Source organism: Aneurinibacillus sp. REN35 (assembly GCF_041379945.2).
Classification (GTDB): Bacteria; Bacillota; Bacilli; order Aneurinibacillales; family Aneurinibacillaceae; genus Aneurinibacillus.
Genome location: NZ_JBFTXJ020000014.1, coordinates 74,100 through 94,320 on the forward strand (window position 1 = coordinate 74,100; position 20,221 = coordinate 94,320).

Below are 20,221 nucleotides of genomic sequence, written 5' to 3' on the forward strand. Positions count from 1 at the left end.
ATTTTTGACAGTTATGATTTAAGATATAGGTATAATGACCTTGTGTCTTTATGTTTTAAAAAAGGGGGGAGTGTCATGAAAAATAGAAGGCTTAAAAGTGCGCTTTCAGTTGTACTAATTTTTGCTTTGTTGCTAGGCAGCATTGTAGCGGGCATCGGATATATATACGCAAGTGAGACAATTAAAATAAGAGTGTTGGAAATTACGGATAAGAAGCAGGGAGATAATGAGCAGGAGAGAATTGAATCGGAACTTACAGATTTAGTCGGGGACAATAAATACAGTATAGAAACGATCAGCATGAAGAAATTCGTAGCTCTTCGCGAAGAGTTGGATGGAAAGTATGATGTAATTTATATAGGTAGCGGTACGTATTCGCCTGCTCCAGTGGGAGTGTATACAGGTAAGACTAAAGCTGAAAAAGAACGTGCGCATAATACGAAAGACAAAATGAATGATATTACTAACCTCAAAGCTATGGAGATCAAAAAGGACTTTATTGCAAAAGGGCAACTTGTTATCCTGCATACAGATATTCTCAAGCAAAATAATAGTAAGCTCCAAAACAACTTCAAGGAATATAGAGGGACTGCAAGTGTTGATAATGTTAAATTTGTAACGAGTAAAGAGCAGGCGATAAGTGCTATTCGTTCAGCAGAAGTTAAAAGACCGCGTATTAAAATAACCAACCAACCGAGTAATTATGATTCTGCGTCTTCGCAAATTTATAAACCGGGCGATACAGTTGCCTTTGATTTTAATATTACTAACTATGCACAACTGTCGTCTAAGAACTTGGTTGCAAATTTATATATCGATACCGATTTTAATAGGCGATATGATGCGGTTGAGATGATGGGAACAGCGGAGCTTAGAGGATCTTCTGGTAAACTTACATACCCTCTTGCAAGAGGGTACTCAGGCATGCGTTATTGGAAATTAGAAATTGTTGATAAAGATAGTGGGCTTAAAGATTACGCTACAGGAGTATTTCAATTCCGAGATAAAAAAGTGGAAGTAAAAGTGCTTCAAGTAACACAAGGTACAGCAACGACGAGCAGCTTACTTAAAGAAGAGAATATGAAGCAATCGTATCTGGAAACGCAAGATTATAAAATAAGTATTCATGTTATCAGTATGCAGAAATTTAATAGTGATGAGTATAAAGTGTTAAACGGGAAATACAACATGCTTATTTTTGGTTTTGCAGATTCATATAATAATGCTGCTATTGATGCTAAAGCAGCATTAGAGGTTAAAGATTTTATTAATACAGGGCAAGGGGTAATGTTTACCCACGATACGATCTTCGAAACGAACAATGAATGGGTTAAGAATTTTATGGACATAACAGGGCAACAGGTACCTAGAACCGATCTGGGGCATGGGGCGCCAAGCCCATCAACAAAAACTAAAAAAGTAAATGAAGGAATGATGAATCAGTTCCCGTTTCTTTTGGATAATAATGTGACGATTGCGACTACACATAACCAATATTATACATTGGATTTAGAAGATGAGAATGTCGTCCCTTGGTATAATATTATTGGTGGCAATCGAGATACAGATGACAGTTGGAATCATTACTACACATATTCGAAAGGGACGGTAACGTATTCCGGAACGGGGCATACAAATACCGGTTTCCCAGATTCAGAACAGCGGCTATTTGTTAATACGATGTATCGTGCGTTTATCGGCGCGAACCATGCTCCGGAGGTTACGGTATATACTCCTAAGGAACAAGATCGGATACGTACCATTGATCCCATAGACATCGTATACAAAATAGAAGATCTGGATTTAAAAGATGTAGATGTATATACAAAGGTATCCATCAAAGAAGTACCGCTAAAAGATAAGGGAAAGGAGCAATCCATCCCTTTTAGAAGCATCTATCCAGCACAGAGTAATGGGGGAGAAAAGGAAGGCTGGCAGAAATTAAGAAACGGTTCTCTAGTTACGATTCCTTCCTATACAATGTCAGATGATATGAAAGACGGGGGAACCGTATTTGTTGAAGTAGAGGCACAAGATAAGCAAGGGGCTCAGACGAAGAAAACCATTGAAGTCGAAGTGAAACGGGTTATCGCCAAACTAAAATTTGATAGACCTGAGAGTATAGTGGCTGAAAAAGATAAGGAGATAGCTATTCCGTATCGTGTAATTCCAGAGAAGCTGCCTATGGATTTAGGTACAAAATATCCTCATATGACCGTGAAAGATATAAAATTCAAAGAAGTCTTTCCTCCGGGATTAGAAGTTCAAATCCCAGATAAAGCTGGCTGGACACGAACCGGATCACTGGAAACGGGATATACGGTGACAGGCATATTAGGAGAAATTAAATACGAACGCGTGCAGGAAGGCAGTGCGTTCGTGTATGTTGTTCAGAACCCGCCAAATGCATTTGATATTAAGGTCATACCAAAAAGCAATCAAAAATATGTTCTAGGAAATTCAGAAATTGAGTATCTTGACCTGGATAACCAGGTAGTGGCCGGAAAGTTCAAACCTTTAATTTTGGATGCAGAAACCATTATTTCTAGTCTTACATTACGTGATATAGAGCTTGAAGTAGGCGAAGAGGCGACATTGTTTCCAAAGTCAGATCCGCAAAATGCTGATTTGCGAGGAATTCAGTGGGAGTGGACAGAAAATGTAAACTATGCCAGCAAGACAGAGAAGAATGATGGCAGTGTACTTATTAAGGGGTTAGCACCAGGCACAGCTACGATTAAAGCTAAGATCATGTCTGGTGGAAAAGAAGTCTCAACAACAAGTAGGGTTACGGTGCTAAATCCACTTAAAAAATTAACACTAACCCGCTCTTTGGATAAAAACAATGTAAGACCAAATGAAGTAGCAACGATCACGTACAATCTGGAAACAAAAGGTGTGACAGAGTATAAAGGAATTTTTCCACTTGCTTTGCCGCAGGAGAATGGTTATATAGTTAAGAATGTGTATGATTTGACCGGGTTTAAACTATATGGAAATTTTGGGGTTTTAGAGCTTCCGGAGGGAACCTTGCAGCAACAAATGCAGCAGGGATACCAGAATTCTGTTGCAGTGGGAACATGGCTGAATATGCATAATGGAAAAGATGAGTTAAATAAAATTGTTGCTCCTTTTCTTGAAAGTTCGTCAAATGTTGGAAAGGTGATTACGATACCTTTATTTGCAGAGACGAAAGATCAAGGGGTAAACTTTCAGGTTAAGGTAAATAAATTTGCCACCTTTAAGTTAGTAGGAGAAGGAGAGGGAGAATTTCTAGGTTACGGTGTTTCCGTTCCGGATCTTTCCTTTGTGGAAACATTCCCTGCTGCGCCTAATTTTGAGATCATATCTGTTCCCGCAGGTTGGTCAAAAGACGGGAACGTTGTACGCGGAAAGCCTACTTTTACGCTAAATGGTGATAAATATACGGCCACTTTTGAAATTAAAGTATCGGGTACGAAGCGTGGTACGTATGCTTTAAACCAGAGCATAGTAAGTTACACAGGTGCACAAAGCAATACATTGACAGAGCGGTTCCCGAATCTAACATTGACTGTTGAAGTTGATCCAGTTAACCCTGAATTTACCTGGCAGGCGGTCATCGTTGGAGACACAGCAATTGTAACGATTGTACCGATGGATGAAACGATTTTTGATGAGACAGAATGGCGAACAAAAAATTCCAATGGCATGTGGAATGATGGGGTGTTTACTACAGGGAAATTTAATACAAAGACCATGGCTATTGACCTTCTGAAGGATGAAAAGGGAAAACCTATTACCACACCTTTTGGAATTTGGGCGAAAACACCAGGTATAGGGGAGAAAAAAGTGGATATCCCATTAGAACCTCTAGGAACGGCGTCTCCACCTGGAGGCGAGGGTGGGCAGCATCCTTATATTGATCTTGATATAACAGCAACTACACAACCAGGTAAAGATGAAAACCGAGCGGCGCAAGTCAATATGATATATAAGCTTAAGCCGGGTGTGTCTATTCCAGAATGGTTGACAATAAGTATACCAAAGGCTGGATATACAATTGAAGAAGAGGGTCGAGAAGTTGTTAGGTTTACGGAATTTGATACAAGCGACAAAAATATTATGGATGCTCCTATTCAGAATATCCGCCTGATTAAAACAGCAGATGGAAAAACGCATACGTATACTGTTAAAGTAAAAGTATATCCCACATATACAATTCAACTGCCTGGGCTCTCACCTATCGTGAAGCGCTCTGATGACAGTGAGGCAGATATGCTTCCAAAAGTTGAGAAAGTTACTGTTACAGTAAAAGCCAAAGCAAACCTAAATTAAATGAAAAAGGACCGGAATTCCCCCGGTCCTTTTTCGTGTGCTTATAAAATTACAGCGAATTTGTTAAGGTGCAAATTGTACGGTGGAAGGCATGCTGCCTTTCGGGTTGTATTCAATATCATACGCATCCAAAAAGAATGTATCGCCAGCCGGCAGGCCGTAGGTATTCGCCTCAAATATCTTTCGGTTGAACTGGATGGTAAACCTAGAGGCAAGGTAATTCGGGTTACTATCCTTGTAGATTTCCTGAGTGAGTTCGCGTTTCGTATTAAACTCTAGATAGCCTTGTTCTCCCGTTGCAACGCCACCATAAATTCGATTAAAGGAGTTGATAGAATAGATGTGCAAGGCTGATTCAGAATAAAGAAAGGCGGACAGTGGTTTAAATGAACTTGTTCCTTCCCCTTTCCATTTAGCTAGATAAGCATTCATGCTTTCACTATCCTGTTTTATATTGCGTGCAGTTAAGTTAATTTTTCCTGAAGCGATAATAGCAAGATTCTTATTGTTGATATTTTCAATCTCACGAATGACGACATCGCCGTCTACATATATTGTCCCTGTGATATCTATATTTCCGACAATATCAAGGTTTCCTTTAATATAAATGGTTCCTTCAAACGTAAATGGCTTACCGGAGGCACCATCTTTAAAAGCCGCTAAATGCCCCATCTCCACTGTTGCTTTCCCGTCCGGCATGGTATCGGAAGGGCCAATATACAACTGTCGAACATCATTTATCAATTTTTGCCCTGATAGACGAACAGTAAGAGGCACAGGTGCGTTAGGGTCTGTGATAGACAACGGTTCTGAGCGAATCACAAGCTTTTTATCTGAAAGCGGGGGAATGTTCTCTATTATATCAAAACCGTCATCTTCTCCCTGTTCAAAAGAGATAGGCTGATCAGGTGAAACTTCAAAACCGGATGTGGTAGAACCTGCATGATGCGATTGATTGTCATTAACCATCTTCTCTTTTATAAAATCGTGTACCGTTTCTTTTGCGGCTGCTGGTGCACTAGAGCTTCCAGGGTCAAATGTTAGCTTGGTTGTCGCCACTTTTTGCTCGGCTACTCGCTCAACAATAGGAGGCTCATAACCTGGAACATAAGGCATTTCTTTTGGTGCAGACAGTTCGGTTTTCGTACTGCCTACAGGAAGCTCCTTAGGCGTGAAGATATCAACAGATTTTAATGTTGTTCTATTTAGAGACGTAATGTCTCTAATATTTAAGAAATTTTCACTATGTGGATCGGGTTCAGGCTTTGTGACAGCATCAACCACACTCAGTTCTCCGGCATCAGAAAGAAAAAGTGTCCCATCTATATAAGGTTGATTACGGTTCGACTGTTTAGGCCCTCCAAGATCATTCGGATCATCGGTTCCTGTCTTTCCTTCGTTTTCTATGAGGTAACGGTAGTCTTTTGATACAAGAACATTGCCTGCCGCCGCGTTGCCAATAATATTTGTACCGCCGAACAATCGAAGCCCCTTCGGACTGCTTACTGCGTAGTGAAAGGGAGCAGGTACAGTATTAATATATATGGTTGACGTCAACAGTATCCGTTTTGCCTTTCCTGTTTCATTAATGGCACGGGGAGGCAGGCCAAGAGCATACAGGGTGATCTTTTTTACATAGGGCTGGCTGGGCTGCTGTGGATCATTCGTATAAGGCAGCGCCACGGGTTCCAATTTGTATCCGAGTGCAAACCCACCTCGATTTTCTCCGGGAAGCGTGTATTTTTGATAAGGACCGCCGTTATTTGCTAGCGTGATTTTGCTTGCAACTTCATCTAGCTTATTTGAGACAAACGTATCTACGACTGTACTATTTTTATATCCACTTGTTTTAATAGGACTGCTCACATCATTTAATTCTTTCTCCAACTGCTTTTTAAAATAAGCCAGACCCATGTCAGCAAACATCTTTCCTTGAATCTCATCATCGGCAAAGGCTCGCTGCTTTCCGCCCTGGACAAGAAAAGAAGAGATACTGAGCCCTAATACCATGAATAAAATTAAAATGAAAAATACAATAAGCAAAGCGCCGCCGCGTTCGTTGACTATTTTATTCAAATTCCTCACTCCTGAGAAAGACTGTTTACTGAAATTTCGGTTCGCACCATATAAATATAGTTGAAAAGGACATTGCTTTCTATAGAGGAAGTTCCTCCGCTTGATATAGGCTGTATTGTTTCAACTTCCTCCTTGATTTCCTGTAAGTTAGTAAAAGCTGTTTTTTGTCCGTTTTGTATATTTCCATTATTTTGTGCCTTGGGTGCAATAATTAAGTAGACAGCAACCTTCTTGCTATTTGGATTGGTGTTACCTTCCATAATGCGGAAAAGTCCGTAGACCAAATATGACGGGTCATAAGAAAAGGACGAATATATGCCCGTCGATGGAGCAAGCTGAAAGAGCTTCTTATTAAGTATAGAAACAGGCACTTTTTCTGTAGAAGAGCTAGGTAGTGTTTCATAGTTTACCTCTCTCTTATAAGTTGCAATTGCTTTTTTGAAGGATGAACTGTCCGTTTCCGATACAATATGTGCGGATCTCAATATAGCAAATATGTCCTCTTTGCTATTCGTGTTATCTGTTCCATCATCCAAGTCAAAGTAAGAGGCATCTTGCAATGTATTCATGATATCGCCAATAATAAAGTCAGCTTCATTACGTAAGGAGGTCTGTACTTGAGTTTTCCCGTATGTTGTAATTCCGGACAGGTAGACGGAAGAAAGCGGAATGAGAATGACGATAAAAATTGTTAAGCTTGCCAAGAGCTCAACTAATGTAAGTCCTGCTTCGTTCCGTACGTATCGACATATAGATTTTCTCATATGCATTCCCCAGTTCATTCCGTGATTCCTGTGCTTAGGCGTGCCAGCACAGAAGTGGGAGTATTGGCTTCTCTAACAGTAACAGTAATCAGAAGCATTACATTATTTTCAATCTTATTTTCTGGATCATTTTCTCCAGCGTCAGAGATCTCGATGGATTGTATATATGATCGTCCATTTAAAGTTTGCGGCTCTGTGAGATTGATGGTAAGAGGAGTTGAGCTCACCAAGGGGGCAAGGGTCTGATAATTCAATCGAGAATGATCTGCAATAACCGCTCCACCTTGTACTTCCATTTTAGTAGAAGTGAATTCTAAAGTGCCGCTCTTCCATTCTTCTGCGGTCTGCCTAGCAAGGTTCATTGCAATCATACGATTATCCTGTGATTTGGATAACGTATAATTTTGTGTAAAAAAACTGCCGAATAATAAAAGAGAGATAGAAAGAATAACAATTGATGCGACTACTTCAACTAAGGTAAGCCCTTTTTCTTCTTTAAGAATCCCCATTTTTGCACCTCCCGACTTGATTCGATTTTACCATGAAAAGGACCTGTAGAATATCCGTTACATAATTGTTATAGAAATCATAGGTTTTATGAAGGAAATAAGACTTAAAAAACGAATATAGATAGTTCTTCTTGATTTTGTTAATAAAGGTGGTCTCTGAAATGTTATCGGGTATAAGCGGTTATTATGTTATTTACTTTTTATGTACCGGTTTACTGTTTCTTTTGTTCCGGAAGCATATACAGGAAAAACGATCAACGTTGGTTGCTTTTCTTATTGCTGTAGGCACTGGTCTAATGCTTCCATTTCTTTTACTAGGCGTAGGAGAAACAATCACTGGGTTTGTCGCTGCTTTTGTTTTATTGATACTTATTTTTTTTCGTCTGCCTTCCGAGAAAAGCAGCGTGCAGGATGAAGCTGACAGTACACAGGAGAGCGATGATAAAAATCAAGAGGATACCTCCGATGATGAAGCAGCAGTAGCCAGTGACTTGGCTATGCAAGATATAGTGATAGAAGAAGAGATGTCTGCACGGGATACAGTACAGGAGGGAGATGCTCAAGAGGCGATCGATAGGTTGTTAGCGGAAATGTCTCTTCAGCAGAGTTCTCTTGAGCAGCCGCCTACAGTATCGGAGGAAGAAATTCCAGCCTTATCAGAAACTGCAACGGTGCATCCACAAGAATCCGTTCTTTCGATTGATGTTGACTATCTTTTAGAAGATGAAGTATCTGAGCCTGAGAGCGCTGAGCACACAGTCAAATTCGAAGATGAAACAAAAGAGCCGGAAGAGGAAATTATCTACCCTGAGGAAGAAGTAATGGATGAAGAGTTACGTTTTGAAGAGAATGTACCAAACACTGCTCCTCTAGAGCATCGAGAACGATCAGAATCAGATGAAGAGCAGGATGAAGAATACTTTTACCGACTTCAGCAGGTTATGAATGAGGAAACAAAGTAGGCAGTGTTGTTACTAATGCGAAGTAGAGAGAGGGAATCACATGCTAGAACGTATCCGTTTACAACACCCACCAATCATTGTGGCGCTGCTTTTTTTTCAGTTAGTGCTATGTAGTATGCTGGCTTTTTATTTGTCAGGATTATCGGAGGGGGCAGGTGGAGAAAATTCATCCCGAATCTATAAAGATATTACAGTAAGTGGCGTATCACTTGGTGGACTCAATGAAACAGAAGCTATAGAGAAAGTACAAGAACTTGTAGGAAAATTGAATAAAACACCTATCATTCTAACGTATGAAGGAAAAGAATACGTACTAAATAGGCAGAGTCTACATGTTACATATGATGTCTTAGCTACAATAAAGGAAGCAAAACAGATTTCGCAAGAGATGTCTGGGGTTGCGGGGTTATGGAAATGGTGGAACAATACATTGCCCTCACCGGATTTATCCTTACAAACTGCCTTTAATCGTGATAAAGCGGCAGCCTTCATAGGTGAGATTGGCCGCAATATTAATCAGTCATCTACAGAAGTAATTGGTAAAGTAAATGGAGATCATATTACTCTTCAACCAGAACGAGAAAGAGTTCAAGTAGAGGTAGATAGGACATTAGATAGCCTTAAGGAAGAATTGGGAACATTTCAAAACAATTACCATATCGCTGTAGCAGTAAAAAAAGAACCGGCTAAACTTACCAAGCAAGTAGTCGGTCAAATTGATACGTTACTTGCAGATAAGAAGCAGGCTATTACTCTCTCAAAGCAGGACCAAGTTACAAATCTTAGGCAGGCTGTGCAATCACTAAATGGTACATTGCTTCTTCCGGGAGAGAAATTCTCATTTAATACAAAAGTGGGTCCGTTTTCTTTTGATCACGGATATGTACCTGTGACAGTGAACGTTCGAGAGGCCGGTAATCCTGATGGGGTAGCAGGTGGTGCTTCGCAAGCAGCTTCAGCTCTGTATGTTACTCTCATACAAAAAGGTCTTCCGGTTATTGAACGTCATCCTCACTTGTATCAGGTTGATTACGCATCCCCAGGACTTGATGCGTTCGTAGATGGTAAAGAAATAGACCTACGCTTTGTAAATAATGAGAAATATCCGATCTACATCCATGCTGAGATTAAGAATAATGAGCTTCGTGTGGCGCTATTCGGGAGTAAGAACGTAAAAAAAGATGTACTTATAGAAGTTAAAGATCAGAAGCAAATAACAAAAGCAACCGTTGTTCGTTCAGATGCTTCGCTCCCTACTGGTCAGGAAAAAATTATAAATCGTGGTGCAGACGGGTTGCGGGTCAAAGTATATACGTCGAAGAAGGCTGCTGACGGCACGGTCAAAAGAGAACTGTTATCCGATGATTATTATCGTCCGATTTCTAATATTATTGCCTCAGGCCCAGGAAGAGAAGGGAGCAATGAACAATCAGCAACGCCGATACCTTCTCAACAGGATTCGTCTACAGACAGCGGTAAGGCTGCTGATACATCAAAAGAAAATGCGGAGTCTCAATCTGAAAAAATCAAAGTACAGGGCAATATCATCTACTTAAATTAGAATAAAGGTGAGAGTATGGCACGTAAACGACTAGGAGATATATTGGTCGAAAGTGGAATTATTTCGCAGGAACAGCTTGAGAAAGCGCTTCAGGAGCAGAAGAAAACCAAACTGAAATTAGGAGATCATCTACTGCAAACCGGCTATATTACCGAGCAGCAGCTTATCGAAATTCTAGAGTTTCAGTTGGGAATTCCACATGTAACTTTATTTCGCTATAAACTAGATCCTTCTCTCTCAGGAGTTGTACCGGAAGAATTAGCACGTCGCTATTCATTAATTCCGCTAAAAAAGGAAGAGAATAAGCTTACCGTCGCTATGGTTGACCCGATGGATTACTTTGCCATTGATGAATTGCGGATGAGTACCGGATTTATCATTGAACCTGTTATTGCCACGCGGGATGAAATTCACCGTACGATTAACAGGATGTACAGCATGCAGGATTCCGTTAAAGAGTTAATGGAAGACATGAGTCTAGCTGGTGATGTGGAAGAAGCGGAAGTAACAGACGAGGATTCCCCTATTGTTCGTTTGGTGAATCAGATGTTCGAACAAGCTGTGCAACTGCGAGCTAGCGATATTCATATTGATCCTCAAGAAGACGGAATCCGCATTCGCTATCGGATTGACGGGCTGCTGCGGACGGAGCGGGTACTGCCCCGGCATATGGTTGGGGTATTGACAGCGCGTCTTAAGATTATGGCCCGCCTCAATATTGCGGAACGCCGTATACCTCAGGATGGACGTATGCAGATGCATATTGCATTTAAAGAAATTGATGTGCGTGTATCTACACTTCCAACCATCTTTGGGGAAAAAATCGTTATGCGCTTGCTTGATTTAACCAATGCTTTAGTAGGCATTGATCAGCTTGGTCTGACAAAGAGAAACCTGACTATGTTTCAAGAGTTGTTAGGGCGTTCCAATGGCATTTTTCTCGTTACCGGCCCGACGGGGAGCGGGAAGTCCACTACACTGTATTCAGCGCTGAACCAGTTGAATCAAGAAAATATCAATATTATAACGGTAGAAGATCCGGTTGAGTATAATCTTGAAGGCATCAATCAAGTACAGGTAAACCATACGATTGGCATGACGTTTGCTTCATCGCTTCGCTCTATTCTGCGACAGGACCCAGATATTATTATGATCGGGGAAATCAGGGACACAGAAACTGCAGAGATTGCGGTTCGTGCGGCATTAACCGGCCATCTTGTACTGAGCACACTTCATACGAACGATGCGGTAAGCAGCATGACAAGACTGATTGATATGGGTATCCAGCCATTTTTGTTAGCTTCTTCAGTAAATGGTGTATTGGCTCAGCGACTTGTGCGCCGGATTTGTAAAGATTGTAAGGAAGAATATACAGTTGAAGAGTACGAGAAGGAGATATTTGCTCAGCGTGGTCTTAAAGTAGATACGCTGTATCGAGGAAGTGGGTGCAGTAAATGCGGATTAACTGGTTATCGTGGCCGTGTAGCCATTCATGAGATCTTTAGTCTAGATGATATGCTTCGGCAAATGATTACGAGAAGTCACCCCGCATCAGAGTATAAGAAGCAGGCGATGAAAAAAGGCATGATCCTGCTGGTGGACGATGGCTTGATTAAAGTGCGGCAAGGTATTACCACCTTAGAAGAGGTCTTGCGTGTCGCCTCTAATTAGTCATAAAGATTTATTTATTTTTCGTTTATTTTCCTTTATAAGAATGATACGATATACCTATATAGGAGGAGTATAATGAGCTTAGACATCAAGAAACTGTTAAGATATGCCTATGAAAAGGGAGCTTCCGATCTTCACATAACAGTTGGCTCAGCTCCTATTTTTCGCATTGATGGTGAGCTGCGAAGGCTTGATATGGTGCCGTTAACTCCGGGAGATACGGAGGCTATGGCGAAGGAAGTTATTAAAGAGAATCTGTATCCTACTTTTTTAGAGAAAGGAGAGCTTGATTTCTCATACGGTTTACCTGGGGTTTCGCGCTTTCGGGTAAATGCGTATCACCAACGAAGCTGTATTAGCTTGGTAGCGCGGGTAGTGCCTGCGGGAATTCCTTCACTAGAATCATTACAGCTTCCTCCCGTATTACGGAAGTTCTGCCATAAGCCACAAGGTCTGGTACTGGTCACAGGCCCGACAGGAAGCGGGAAGTCTACTACGCTTGCCGCGATGATTGACTATATCAACAAGCATATGCGCAAACATATAATGACGCTTGAAGACCCAATTGAATACCTGCATAAACATCAGCTCTCCGTCGTCAATCAACGTGAAGTAGGATTTGATACGAAAGATTTTGCCAGTGGGCTTCGTGCTTCTCTTCGACAAGACCCTGATGTCATTCTTGTTGGGGAGATGCGTGATTTAGAGACGATTAGTACAGCGATTACGGCTGCTGAGACAGGGCATTTAGTCTTTGCAACCCTGCATACGTCTGACGCACCACAGACGATTGATCGGATCATCGATGTATTTCCCGGCAACCAGCAGCCGCAGATGCGTATACAATTGGCGTCCGTGCTGGTCAGCATTGTCTCACAGCGTCTCTTTGCCAAAATTGGCGGTGGACGCATGGCGGCAACAGAAATTCTTGTTAATACGCCTGCCATAGCTAACTTGATTCGGATGGAGAAGGTGCATCAGATCAAAAGCTTGATGCAGACGGGCAGAGATCAGGGGATGCATACGATGGAGATGTCGATTAAGGAATTATTGTCTCAAAATCTGATCTCTCGCGAGGCAGTAGAGCATCATCTAAGTGAAAGGGTGGCAGAATAGATGCCCACTTTCTCATACGAAGCGATCGCAAGAAGCGGGAAGAAGCAAAAAGGGAAAATCGAGGCTGTTAGCAAGGCTGCTGCTGTGTCGGAATTAAAGCAAGGCGGTGTCTATGTATCCTCCATTATGGAAGAGAAACAAAGCGTCCTGCAAAAGGAAATCTCGATTACTCTCTTTCGTCCTGTAAAAAGTCAGCACTTTGTCGTATTCTTACGCCAGCTTGCTACGCTGATCCGCGCAGGGGTAGGCATTGTCGACAGTATTCATATTTTATCGCAGCAGAGTGAAAGCAAGGAATTGCGCAGAGTATTGAGTGAAGCGGCGGGAGATATTCAGCAAGGCAGTCAGCTATCTGAAGCATGTGCCAAGCACCCGAAGATATTTGAGCCGCTGTTTCTCAGTATGCTTCGGGCAGGAGAAGCATCAGGGAATATGGAGATTGTGCTTGATCGGATGGCTACTTTCTATGAGAAATCCCATTACACCAAAGAGAAGATCAAGTCAGCGATGATGTATCCGATCGTTATGCTTTTTTTAACGGTGATTGTAACGATCTTTCTTCTCACAAACATTGTACCGATGTTTGTTGGCATGTTTTCTAGCTTTCATGCTGAGCTTCCAGCTATTACAAAATTCGTGCTTGCGATAAGTAATAGTCTAATTCACACGTGGTATGTCTACCTTGCTGTTGTTATAGTAAGTATCTTCTTGATTCGGATGGTTCTACGCACACCGCGCGGGCGTTATCTATTCGATTATGGAATTTTGAAGATGCCTATATTTGGTGGTTTATTTCAAAAGGGTTCATTAGCCCGGGTTACCAGGACATTAAGCACGCTATTCACAAGCTCAGTTCCGGTTCTTCAGTCCCTTACAATTGTTGAGAATGTTGCCGATAACTTGGTTGTAGGCCGAGCATTGGCGGCTTCAAAGGATAGTTTACGACAAGGGAGGCCGTTGTCTGAACCATTAAAGAAATCCTGGGTGTTTCCACCATTGGTTACGCATATGATTGCAATCGGGGAAGAGACAGGTTCAATGGACACGATGTTAGAGAAGATTGCAGATTTTTATGAAGCGGAAGTAGAAGCGATGGTAGACCGAGTAAAGGCGTTGATTGAGCCGGTTATGATCGTAGCACTGGCTGTCATCATCGGGGCGATTGTGCTTTCCATTATGGTTCCGATGTTTGAGATATTCAATCAGGTGAAATAAAGAGGAGGAAAAAGAGATGTTAAAGAAGTATGTAAAGAATCAGCGTGGTTTGACGTTGATTGAGCTGTTAGCGGTTATCGTGATTTTAGGTATCATTGCCGCAATTGCGATTCCATCTATTGGGGGAATTATTGAAAATTCGAAGACAAAAGCACACAAAGCCAATGCACTTATGATACTTGATGCAGCTAGATTATATGATGTAGATAAAAATCAAGGTGGCGGTAATTTTACAATTGCTACGGATGCATCTGATAATAATCTCAAACCAGATCAAGCTTTAGTTGCAAATGGGTACTTAGATGCTATTCCAAAAGATCCTACGCAGAGCAGTGCTAACTATGGCTATATTGTTGTACAGAAAAACGCAGGAGTATTTACGGTTACACTGGGATCTAATTCGACTACTCTTTATGTAGATCATAGAACTAAAGAGCAAATAAATAATGATAATTTAAAAACTAATTAAGTTAATTAATTAATATAGAAAGGACTCCTTTAAAAGAGGAGTCTTATTCTTTTCTAGGAAAGTTGTTATTAAGGAGTTGTTGTACCATTTATGTATGTAATTTATTTTCTCTATGGCCTCATCTTCGGCTCCTTCTTCAACGTCGTTGGCCTGCGTATTCCGAAGAAACAATCGATTATCCATCCACCGTCGCATTGTCCGAATTGCAGCAATCGTCTGCGGGCGCGAGACTTACTCCCAGTTCTCTCGTATATATATAATGGCCAGAAATGCCGTTTTTGTAAGCAGCCTATATCACCAATCTATCCGATTATGGAGCTTGCTACAGGCATCCTGTTCGCGATGGCCTATTATTTCTTTGGCTTCACATGGGAGACGATGATGGCGCTGCTTTTCATTTCCTTGCTTGTTGTTATTACAGTGTCTGATCTAGCATATCGGATCATCCCAGACCGTGTTGTATTTCCGTTTCTAGCATTATTTCTTATTCTTCGATTTTTTATTCATCCCAATGAGACCTATCTTACCCATCTACTTGGGATGGTATTGGGATTTGGGATTTTTCTACTCATTGCGATTGTTTCACGCGGTGGTATGGGAGGCGGAGACATTAAGCTGATGGCAGTCATTGGCCTTTTTCTTGGGTATCCGCTGCTTTTTGTCACAATTCTTCTTTCTACCTTTTTTGGCACCTTATATGGTATTCTATTAATGATGATCAAGGGCGCGGGCAGAAAGACCGAAATCCCCTTTGGTCCGTTCATTGCGCTAGCAGGTCTCGTGTCTTTGTTTAGCGGCTATGAGATTATCAATTGGTATATGAATACTTTTGTATATTTGTGATATAAGGAGAAAGATGCGATGAAATGGAAGCTACCAACGCTTCGCTTTCCATCCTTCGGCCCTAAGAATAAGTCGGGGTATGTAGGAATGACAATTACAGATGAGGGGCTTCGCTATGCGGAGGCACGAGCGACCGCTTCACGCATCCAGGTCCGACAAGCAGGGTTCATTGAGTTAGAGGCGGGCATTGTCCGTGGCGGTAAACTAATAGATGAGAAAAAGGCAGTTGAACAGTTGGAAGTTGGGATGAGGAATACCAAGCTAAAGCGAAAAAAGATTGTGTTATCCGTTCCAACTTCTTTGGTTATCATCCGCAAAGTTTCGCTGCCAAAGCTGCCAATGAAGGAGATACGACCACTATTAGAAGTAGAGCTAGAGTCAACGGTTCATCTCCCTTTTTCTAGGCCCTATTTTGACTTCTATAAGCTAGAGGAAGAAGTGAAAGCTGAGCCTGTGGAAGAAGGCGGGGAAGAGGAGTGGATGGATCAGTATCTAGTAATTGCAGCACCAGGAGATTTAATCGATCAATACACATATATTTTCTCTGAGCTGAAGCTTCGACTTGAGGCTGTAGATATTGAGCCGTTAGCCCTGTATCGTGTACTATCCTCGTATCATTTTGAAGAGGAAGAAGGATGTACGATGTATATGCAGGCGAATAATCACACAGTCAATGTGTCCTTTTTTAAAGAAGGTATTCCTGAATTTGTGCGTAACATTCCCCTCGATCTGGCAGTGCATAAACAAAAGCTAGAAGAAGAAGGGATGGCAGAGTCATTCGCTGTAGAATTGTTCCGAGAAGTAGAGCGTGTGATTAATTTCTATCAATTTACGATGAAAAACGATGGTACTCGTGTTGAGAAGCTTTATGTGACCGGTGAATTTCCTTATCAGGAACCGCTCATTCCCTTTATTCGGGAAAGGCTTGTGAACGTAGAGGTTCTTTCGCTCCCGGTAGGACATATAGTCCATCCTTTTGCGGAAGAAACAGAGGTGCAAGCGTATACTGTCCCTATCGGGTTATCAATGAAAGGTTGAGCGCAGTGGGTATTGATATTAATCTGCTTCCGCAGCGAAAAACTAAATTCTCAAAGGATCTTCTTATCTATCTTGTCTTGTTTATGATCTGGCTTTCAGCGGCGTCATACTTTGGCGTAAGCTATTATCTGACCAAGCAGGAAATCGTGCTTCTCAATAAAGAGGTACAGGAGCAAGAGAAGGTGCTCGCTAATGCAGAGCAAAGGGTAACGCAGGGGAATACATCGAACTCACTGCAGAGCTACCTCGATCTATCAAATAAATTACAGCATCTTTTTTATCCGACGACGTTGATGTTGGATGAACTGGCACGTAATCTGCCGAAGAATGGAAAATTAGGTCAGGTTACATACAATTCAGATGGCAAGATTACCCTGCAGGGCAATTTTGAACAATACGATGATGTAGCTGCATATCTTCATAATCTGCAGAAATCTGATCGTGTGGTGAAGGCTTCGGTCAAAACCATTGCAGCCGCTCCTATTGAATGGAAAGGACCTGTCGATGAAGAAGGGAATCCGATGTCTTCTTCCTTACAGATTGTAGGCGGTGAGATATTGCCGCGCTACGAGGCGACATTCGAGGTACTTGCTGTTACGATTGACGCAAAAAGTATTGAAGCGGCGCAGAAGACTACGCCTGGACAGTCAGGTTCGCCCGCAGCTACAACCAAACAGTAGGGCAGGAAGAAATGAAAGTGTAAAGTAGGTGGGCAGCATGGGAGAGAAGGAGCGCCAATATATCTTGATTATGGTTGCGATGCTTTTTGTCCTGCTTGCCGCATATTATTATATGTATTATGTTCCGTTGCAAAAGGAGAAGGAACAGACATTAATGCGGGTAGAGCAGTTAAAAGCACAGACGCAGAGCATACTCAAACGGGTCGAGAAGAAAGAAACGACACCGCCCCAAGAGCAGGTGAAGCGAATCGCAGAACTTATCCCGGTACAGCCGTATACAGATCAATTGATTTTGGACTTGGGCAAGCTGCAGTCGTTAGGTGAGCTTCAGATTGAAAATGCAACCTTTGAAGAAGAGAAAGAGGTTAAAGTACAGGAACTTCCGAACCAGTTCATTCCGCAGGCCGCGAGACAGGGACAGGTTCCGCAGCAGAAAAGCAAGCAGGCGATTAATGTTCAAGCTGCACAGAATGCACTTCCACCTGTAACCATCAAAAGCATTGAGATAACGTTAGCGATTAAAGGCGAGTATAAGAATATCTATAATTTTGTTACTGAAGCGCAGGATTTATCCCGTTATCTGCGTGTGGATATGCTAACATTTACCTCACCGGAAAAAGACGAATTTCAAATTCCAAAAGACAAAAATCTAACGGCTTCACTGAAGCTAACAAGCTATTATGCACCACAGTACGCGTCGCTTCTAGACAAGCTGCCGCCTGTGAATGTAGAGCCGCCATCCGGTAAGTGGGACCCGACACAGTATCCAGTGATCAAAAAAGAAAACATACAAAATCCAACGCCTTCCGCACAGTAATCGCGCAGGGCGTTTTTTCATTCATAAATAAAGAGCGTATCTCATACAGTGGACTAAGGACACTTTCTTTAGGAAGGGAGACGCTTCATGATGAAGAAAAGCCCGGAGTACACAATCCGTATCAAGCCGAAGATAGAGCCGCTCCGATCCGGGACCCGCACACTTGATACACCGCCTCAGCCTATCATCAAGCTCAACACAGCCAAAGTAGAAATCACCCGCACACAACCCGAAGCAGAAGCTGAGAATACGGCAGCAGGTCATCCGGTCATTGAACCTATTATTTCGAGCATCCCCGAACTGAACATAGAAGAAATCAATACCATCCGCTTTACACCGGGACGCAAATCATTGCTTTCGGGAAAAAAGTGGACAGGACATACATTTAGACCTCCTAAGAATCTCTTTCGTCTTTCGGCGGTAGCTGGCGGCGCGGTGATGATCGGACTTCTGCTTGGCTATGTGGTTCTGCAGACCTTCACTTCAGAAGCGCCAAGAGCAGAAGAGGAGAAGGCACCTATTGTTGTGGGACAAGCACAGCAACAGCAGCAAGGAAAGTTGGCCATACAAGAACTCGGGAAGACAGCACCGAAGACAGAACAAGCAGGCCCCGCCGCTTCTGCACCACCTGTAGCTAGTGCTCCAAAAACAAAGCCTTTGACCTTAACGCTTCCGGTTGTTCCGCTGTATATCGTACAGGGCGGAGTATTTAGCACGAAAGATGGGGCGCAGCAGGAACGTACCGCAGTTCAGCAGAAGGGCTGGCCCGCACATATGGAGGAAGAGGCGGGCAAGCATATATTGTTTCTTGGCGTAAGCGCCTCACGCGATGACGCGCTATCGCTTGCCCAGGCGTATCGGGCGTCCAAGCAGGAAGTATACATTAAGGAGAGAAGCCTCCCTGCAGGTACGGTGACGCTCTCCGTTCCAGAAGCGCTATCACAGGGTGAAGTGGAACAGATTCAGAAGCTTGGCGATGCGCAGGCAAGGCTGTTTCAGACCGTATCCCTTGTAATTGGAAGCGGCTTTAAAGAAGGGAAGATCCCACAGGCTGAACTTGATAAAGTGCTTGCGCAGCATAGAGAGGTTCTACAGCGGGGCCGAAGCGCCACAGCCGTATTGCCGGAGAAGCCGAAGGCGCTGCTGCAGAAATCACTGAATGAGATGACGACAGCTATTACGACACTGCAGCAATTCGCCAATCAGCCAAATAAGGCATATTTGTGGCAGTCCGAAGACAATATTCTCCGGTTCATTTCATTTTATAAGCAATGGCAGCAGGCGTTAGCAGGGTAACCTGATTAAACGGGTAGAAAAAACACGAAGGAAGCATATCTTTCGTGTTTTTTCTTTGAAATTGAAATGTAATGTAGATTGGCTGGTTTTCGCTGTTGTACTGCCCGTATGTCTTTGCTAAACTTAGTATGATATATGGCTATAAGGAAGAAGAAGTGTGTATTCGCAGTAAAGTCGCATCAATGAGTAGGAGCAGGTGAATCATATTGTCGAAAGCAAACCAGCCTTCCATTGTCCTGGCGTCGGCATCAGCCAGACGTAAAGAATTGCTGACCGGGCTTGGCCTGACGTTTACCGTACAGCCGAGTGTAGCAAGTGAAGTCGTCGAGGAAAAGGTATCGCCCGATGAGTTCGTAACCATTCTTGCCCGCCGTAAAGCACAGGACGTAGCATTTTCCCTCGCGGATAACGAAGATGAATCGTATCTGGTTATTGGCTCGGATACGGTCGTTGTTGTTGACGGCGAGATTTTGGGTAAGCCGGAGCATGAAGAAGAAGCTTTCCGTATGCTATCAAGACTCTCCGGCCGGACACATACGGTGTACACCGGTTTATGTGTAGTTGATACGGTGACGGGCAGAGAAAAAGTGGGATATCGTGCAACGGATGTAACGATGCGCGAGCTTACACCAGATCGCATCCGCCGCTACATTGCCACAGGTGAACCGATGGATAAAGCCGGCGCCTACGGCATTCAGGGATACGGAGCGACGCTTGTCTCCCACCTCGACGGCGATTATTTTGCAGTCGTCGGTCTTCCGGTTGCATTAACTAGTGACTTTTTGGAAGAATTTGGTATAAAATTACTGTAGGTGCTGCGCGCTCAGCCAGTGCTTATAGGGGAGACACCTTACGCAAGACAGCATGAAAACCCCAGACGTAAACGA

The 20,221-nt window shown here is 42.7% G+C and carries 16 protein-coding genes; 13 read left to right on the forward strand and 3 right to left on the reverse strand.

From position 1 onward, the window contains the following. Positions 1-75 precede the first annotated feature (75 nt). Complete coding sequence (locus AB3351_RS19860) at positions 76-4,317, forward strand: DUF5057 domain-containing protein (RefSeq protein ID WP_371148901.1); 4,242 nt, start codon at positions 76-78, stop codon at positions 4,315-4,317. 63 nt (positions 4,318-4,380) lie between these two features. Here AB3351_RS19860 and AB3351_RS19865 read toward each other — a convergent pair whose 3' ends face one another. From AB3351_RS19865 to AB3351_RS19875, 3 genes are read right to left on the reverse strand one after another with little or no spacing between them, the layout of a single operon-like run. Further along, a complete protein-coding gene (locus AB3351_RS19865) occupies positions 4,381-6,393 on the reverse strand; it encodes a polymer-forming cytoskeletal protein (protein ID WP_371148902.1) in 2,013 nt (670 codons plus the stop codon). Positions 6,394-6,398: 5 nt separating this feature from the next. Next, positions 6,399-7,175, reverse strand: a complete 777-nt coding sequence (locus AB3351_RS19870) for a PilW family protein (RefSeq protein ID WP_371148903.1) — start codon at positions 7,173-7,175, stop codon at positions 6,399-6,401. After that, on the reverse strand, positions 7,172-7,666 hold the full coding sequence (locus tag AB3351_RS19875; RefSeq protein WP_371148904.1) for a type IV pilus modification PilV family protein: 495 nt from the start codon (positions 7,664-7,666) through the stop codon (positions 7,172-7,174). Before AB3351_RS19875 ends, AB3351_RS19870 begins: the two co-directional genes overlap by 4 nt. 161 nt (positions 7,667-7,827) lie before the next feature. Here AB3351_RS19875 and AB3351_RS19880 point away from each other — a divergent pair, with 161 nt between their 5' ends. The 12 genes from AB3351_RS19880 (at position 7,828) to AB3351_RS19935 (ending at position 20,146) form a co-directional block, all read left to right on the forward strand. Further along, a complete protein-coding gene (locus AB3351_RS19880; RefSeq protein WP_371148905.1) occupies positions 7,828-8,628 on the forward strand; it encodes a hypothetical protein in 801 nt (266 codons plus the stop codon). Between the two features lie 40 nt (positions 8,629-8,668). Beyond that, a complete protein-coding gene (locus AB3351_RS19885; protein ID WP_371148906.1) occupies positions 8,669-10,189 on the forward strand; it encodes a VanW family protein in 1,521 nt (506 codons plus the stop codon). 15 nt (positions 10,190-10,204) lie between these two features. Further along, complete coding sequence (locus tag AB3351_RS19890) at positions 10,205-11,860, forward strand: GspE/PulE family protein (protein WP_371148907.1); 1,656 nt, start codon at positions 10,205-10,207, stop codon at positions 11,858-11,860. A gap of 75 nt (positions 11,861-11,935) precedes the next feature. After that, the gene (locus AB3351_RS19895; RefSeq protein ID WP_371148908.1) at positions 11,936-12,976 is read left to right on the forward strand and encodes a type IV pilus twitching motility protein PilT; all 1,041 of its coding nucleotides are present in this window, start codon (positions 11,936-11,938) and stop codon (positions 12,974-12,976) included. Next, complete coding sequence (locus AB3351_RS19900; protein WP_371148909.1) at positions 12,977-14,191, forward strand: type II secretion system F family protein; 1,215 nt, start codon at positions 12,977-12,979, stop codon at positions 14,189-14,191. It abuts the gene before it with no gap. A 16-nt stretch (positions 14,192-14,207) separates the two neighbouring features. Further along, complete coding sequence (locus AB3351_RS19905; protein WP_371148910.1) at positions 14,208-14,660, forward strand: prepilin-type N-terminal cleavage/methylation domain-containing protein; 453 nt, start codon at positions 14,208-14,210, stop codon at positions 14,658-14,660. Between the two features lie 90 nt (positions 14,661-14,750). Next, complete coding sequence (locus AB3351_RS19910) at positions 14,751-15,503, forward strand: prepilin peptidase (protein ID WP_371148911.1); 753 nt, start codon at positions 14,751-14,753, stop codon at positions 15,501-15,503. 18 nt (positions 15,504-15,521) lie between these two features. Further along, complete coding sequence (gene pilM / locus AB3351_RS19915; protein WP_371148912.1) at positions 15,522-16,541, forward strand: type IV pilus biogenesis protein PilM; 1,020 nt, start codon at positions 15,522-15,524, stop codon at positions 16,539-16,541. Positions 16,542-16,546: 5 nt separating this feature from the next. Then, the gene (locus AB3351_RS19920) at positions 16,547-17,221 is read left to right on the forward strand and encodes a PilN domain-containing protein (protein WP_371148913.1); all 675 of its coding nucleotides are present in this window, start codon (positions 16,547-16,549) and stop codon (positions 17,219-17,221) included. A 37-nt stretch (positions 17,222-17,258) separates the two neighbouring features. Beyond that, positions 17,259-18,038, forward strand: coding sequence for a pilus assembly protein PilO (locus AB3351_RS19925; protein WP_371148914.1), 780 nt, complete (start codon positions 17,259-17,261; stop codon positions 18,036-18,038). A gap of 87 nt (positions 18,039-18,125) precedes the next feature. Then, on the forward strand, positions 18,126-19,334 hold the full coding sequence (locus AB3351_RS19930; RefSeq protein WP_371148915.1) for a hypothetical protein: 1,209 nt from the start codon (positions 18,126-18,128) through the stop codon (positions 19,332-19,334). A gap of 206 nt (positions 19,335-19,540) precedes the next feature. Next, the gene (locus AB3351_RS19935; protein WP_371148916.1) at positions 19,541-20,146 is read left to right on the forward strand and encodes a Maf family protein; all 606 of its coding nucleotides are present in this window, start codon (positions 19,541-19,543) and stop codon (positions 20,144-20,146) included. Positions 20,147-20,221 lie beyond the last annotated feature (75 nt).

Excerpts from the sequence above, each read along its gene's own strand:
- AB3351_RS19860 (WP_371148901.1), top strand. The coding sequence starts at position 76 with ATGAAAAATAGAAGGCTTAAAAGTGCGCTTTCAGTTGTACTAATTTTT.
- AB3351_RS19890 (WP_371148907.1), top strand. The coding sequence starts at position 10,205 with ATGGCACGTAAACGACTAGGAGATATATTGGTCGAAAGTGGAATTATT.
- AB3351_RS19905 (WP_371148910.1), top strand. The coding sequence starts at position 14,208 with ATGTTAAAGAAGTATGTAAAGAATCAGCGTGGTTTGACGTTGATTGAG.
- AB3351_RS19900 (WP_371148909.1), top strand. The coding sequence starts at position 12,977 with ATGCCCACTTTCTCATACGAAGCGATCGCAAGAAGCGGGAAGAAGCAA.
- pilM (WP_371148912.1), top strand. The coding sequence starts at position 15,522 with ATGAAATGGAAGCTACCAACGCTTCGCTTTCCATCCTTCGGCCCTAAG.
- AB3351_RS19930 (WP_371148915.1), top strand. The coding sequence starts at position 18,126 with ATGATGAAGAAAAGCCCGGAGTACACAATCCGTATCAAGCCGAAGATA.
- AB3351_RS19870 (WP_371148903.1), bottom strand. The coding sequence starts at position 7,175 with ATGAACTGGGGAATGCATATGAGAAAATCTATATGTCGATACGTACGG.
- AB3351_RS19880 (WP_371148905.1), top strand. The coding sequence starts at position 7,828 with ATGTTATCGGGTATAAGCGGTTATTATGTTATTTACTTTTTATGTACC.
- AB3351_RS19885 (WP_371148906.1), top strand. The coding sequence starts at position 8,669 with ATGCTAGAACGTATCCGTTTACAACACCCACCAATCATTGTGGCGCTG.
- AB3351_RS19910 (WP_371148911.1), top strand. The coding sequence starts at position 14,751 with ATGTATGTAATTTATTTTCTCTATGGCCTCATCTTCGGCTCCTTCTTC.
- AB3351_RS19875 (WP_371148904.1), bottom strand. The coding sequence starts at position 7,666 with ATGGGGATTCTTAAAGAAGAAAAAGGGCTTACCTTAGTTGAAGTAGTC.
- AB3351_RS19895 (WP_371148908.1), top strand. The coding sequence starts at position 11,936 with ATGAGCTTAGACATCAAGAAACTGTTAAGATATGCCTATGAAAAGGGA.
- AB3351_RS19925 (WP_371148914.1), top strand. The coding sequence starts at position 17,259 with ATGGGAGAGAAGGAGCGCCAATATATCTTGATTATGGTTGCGATGCTT.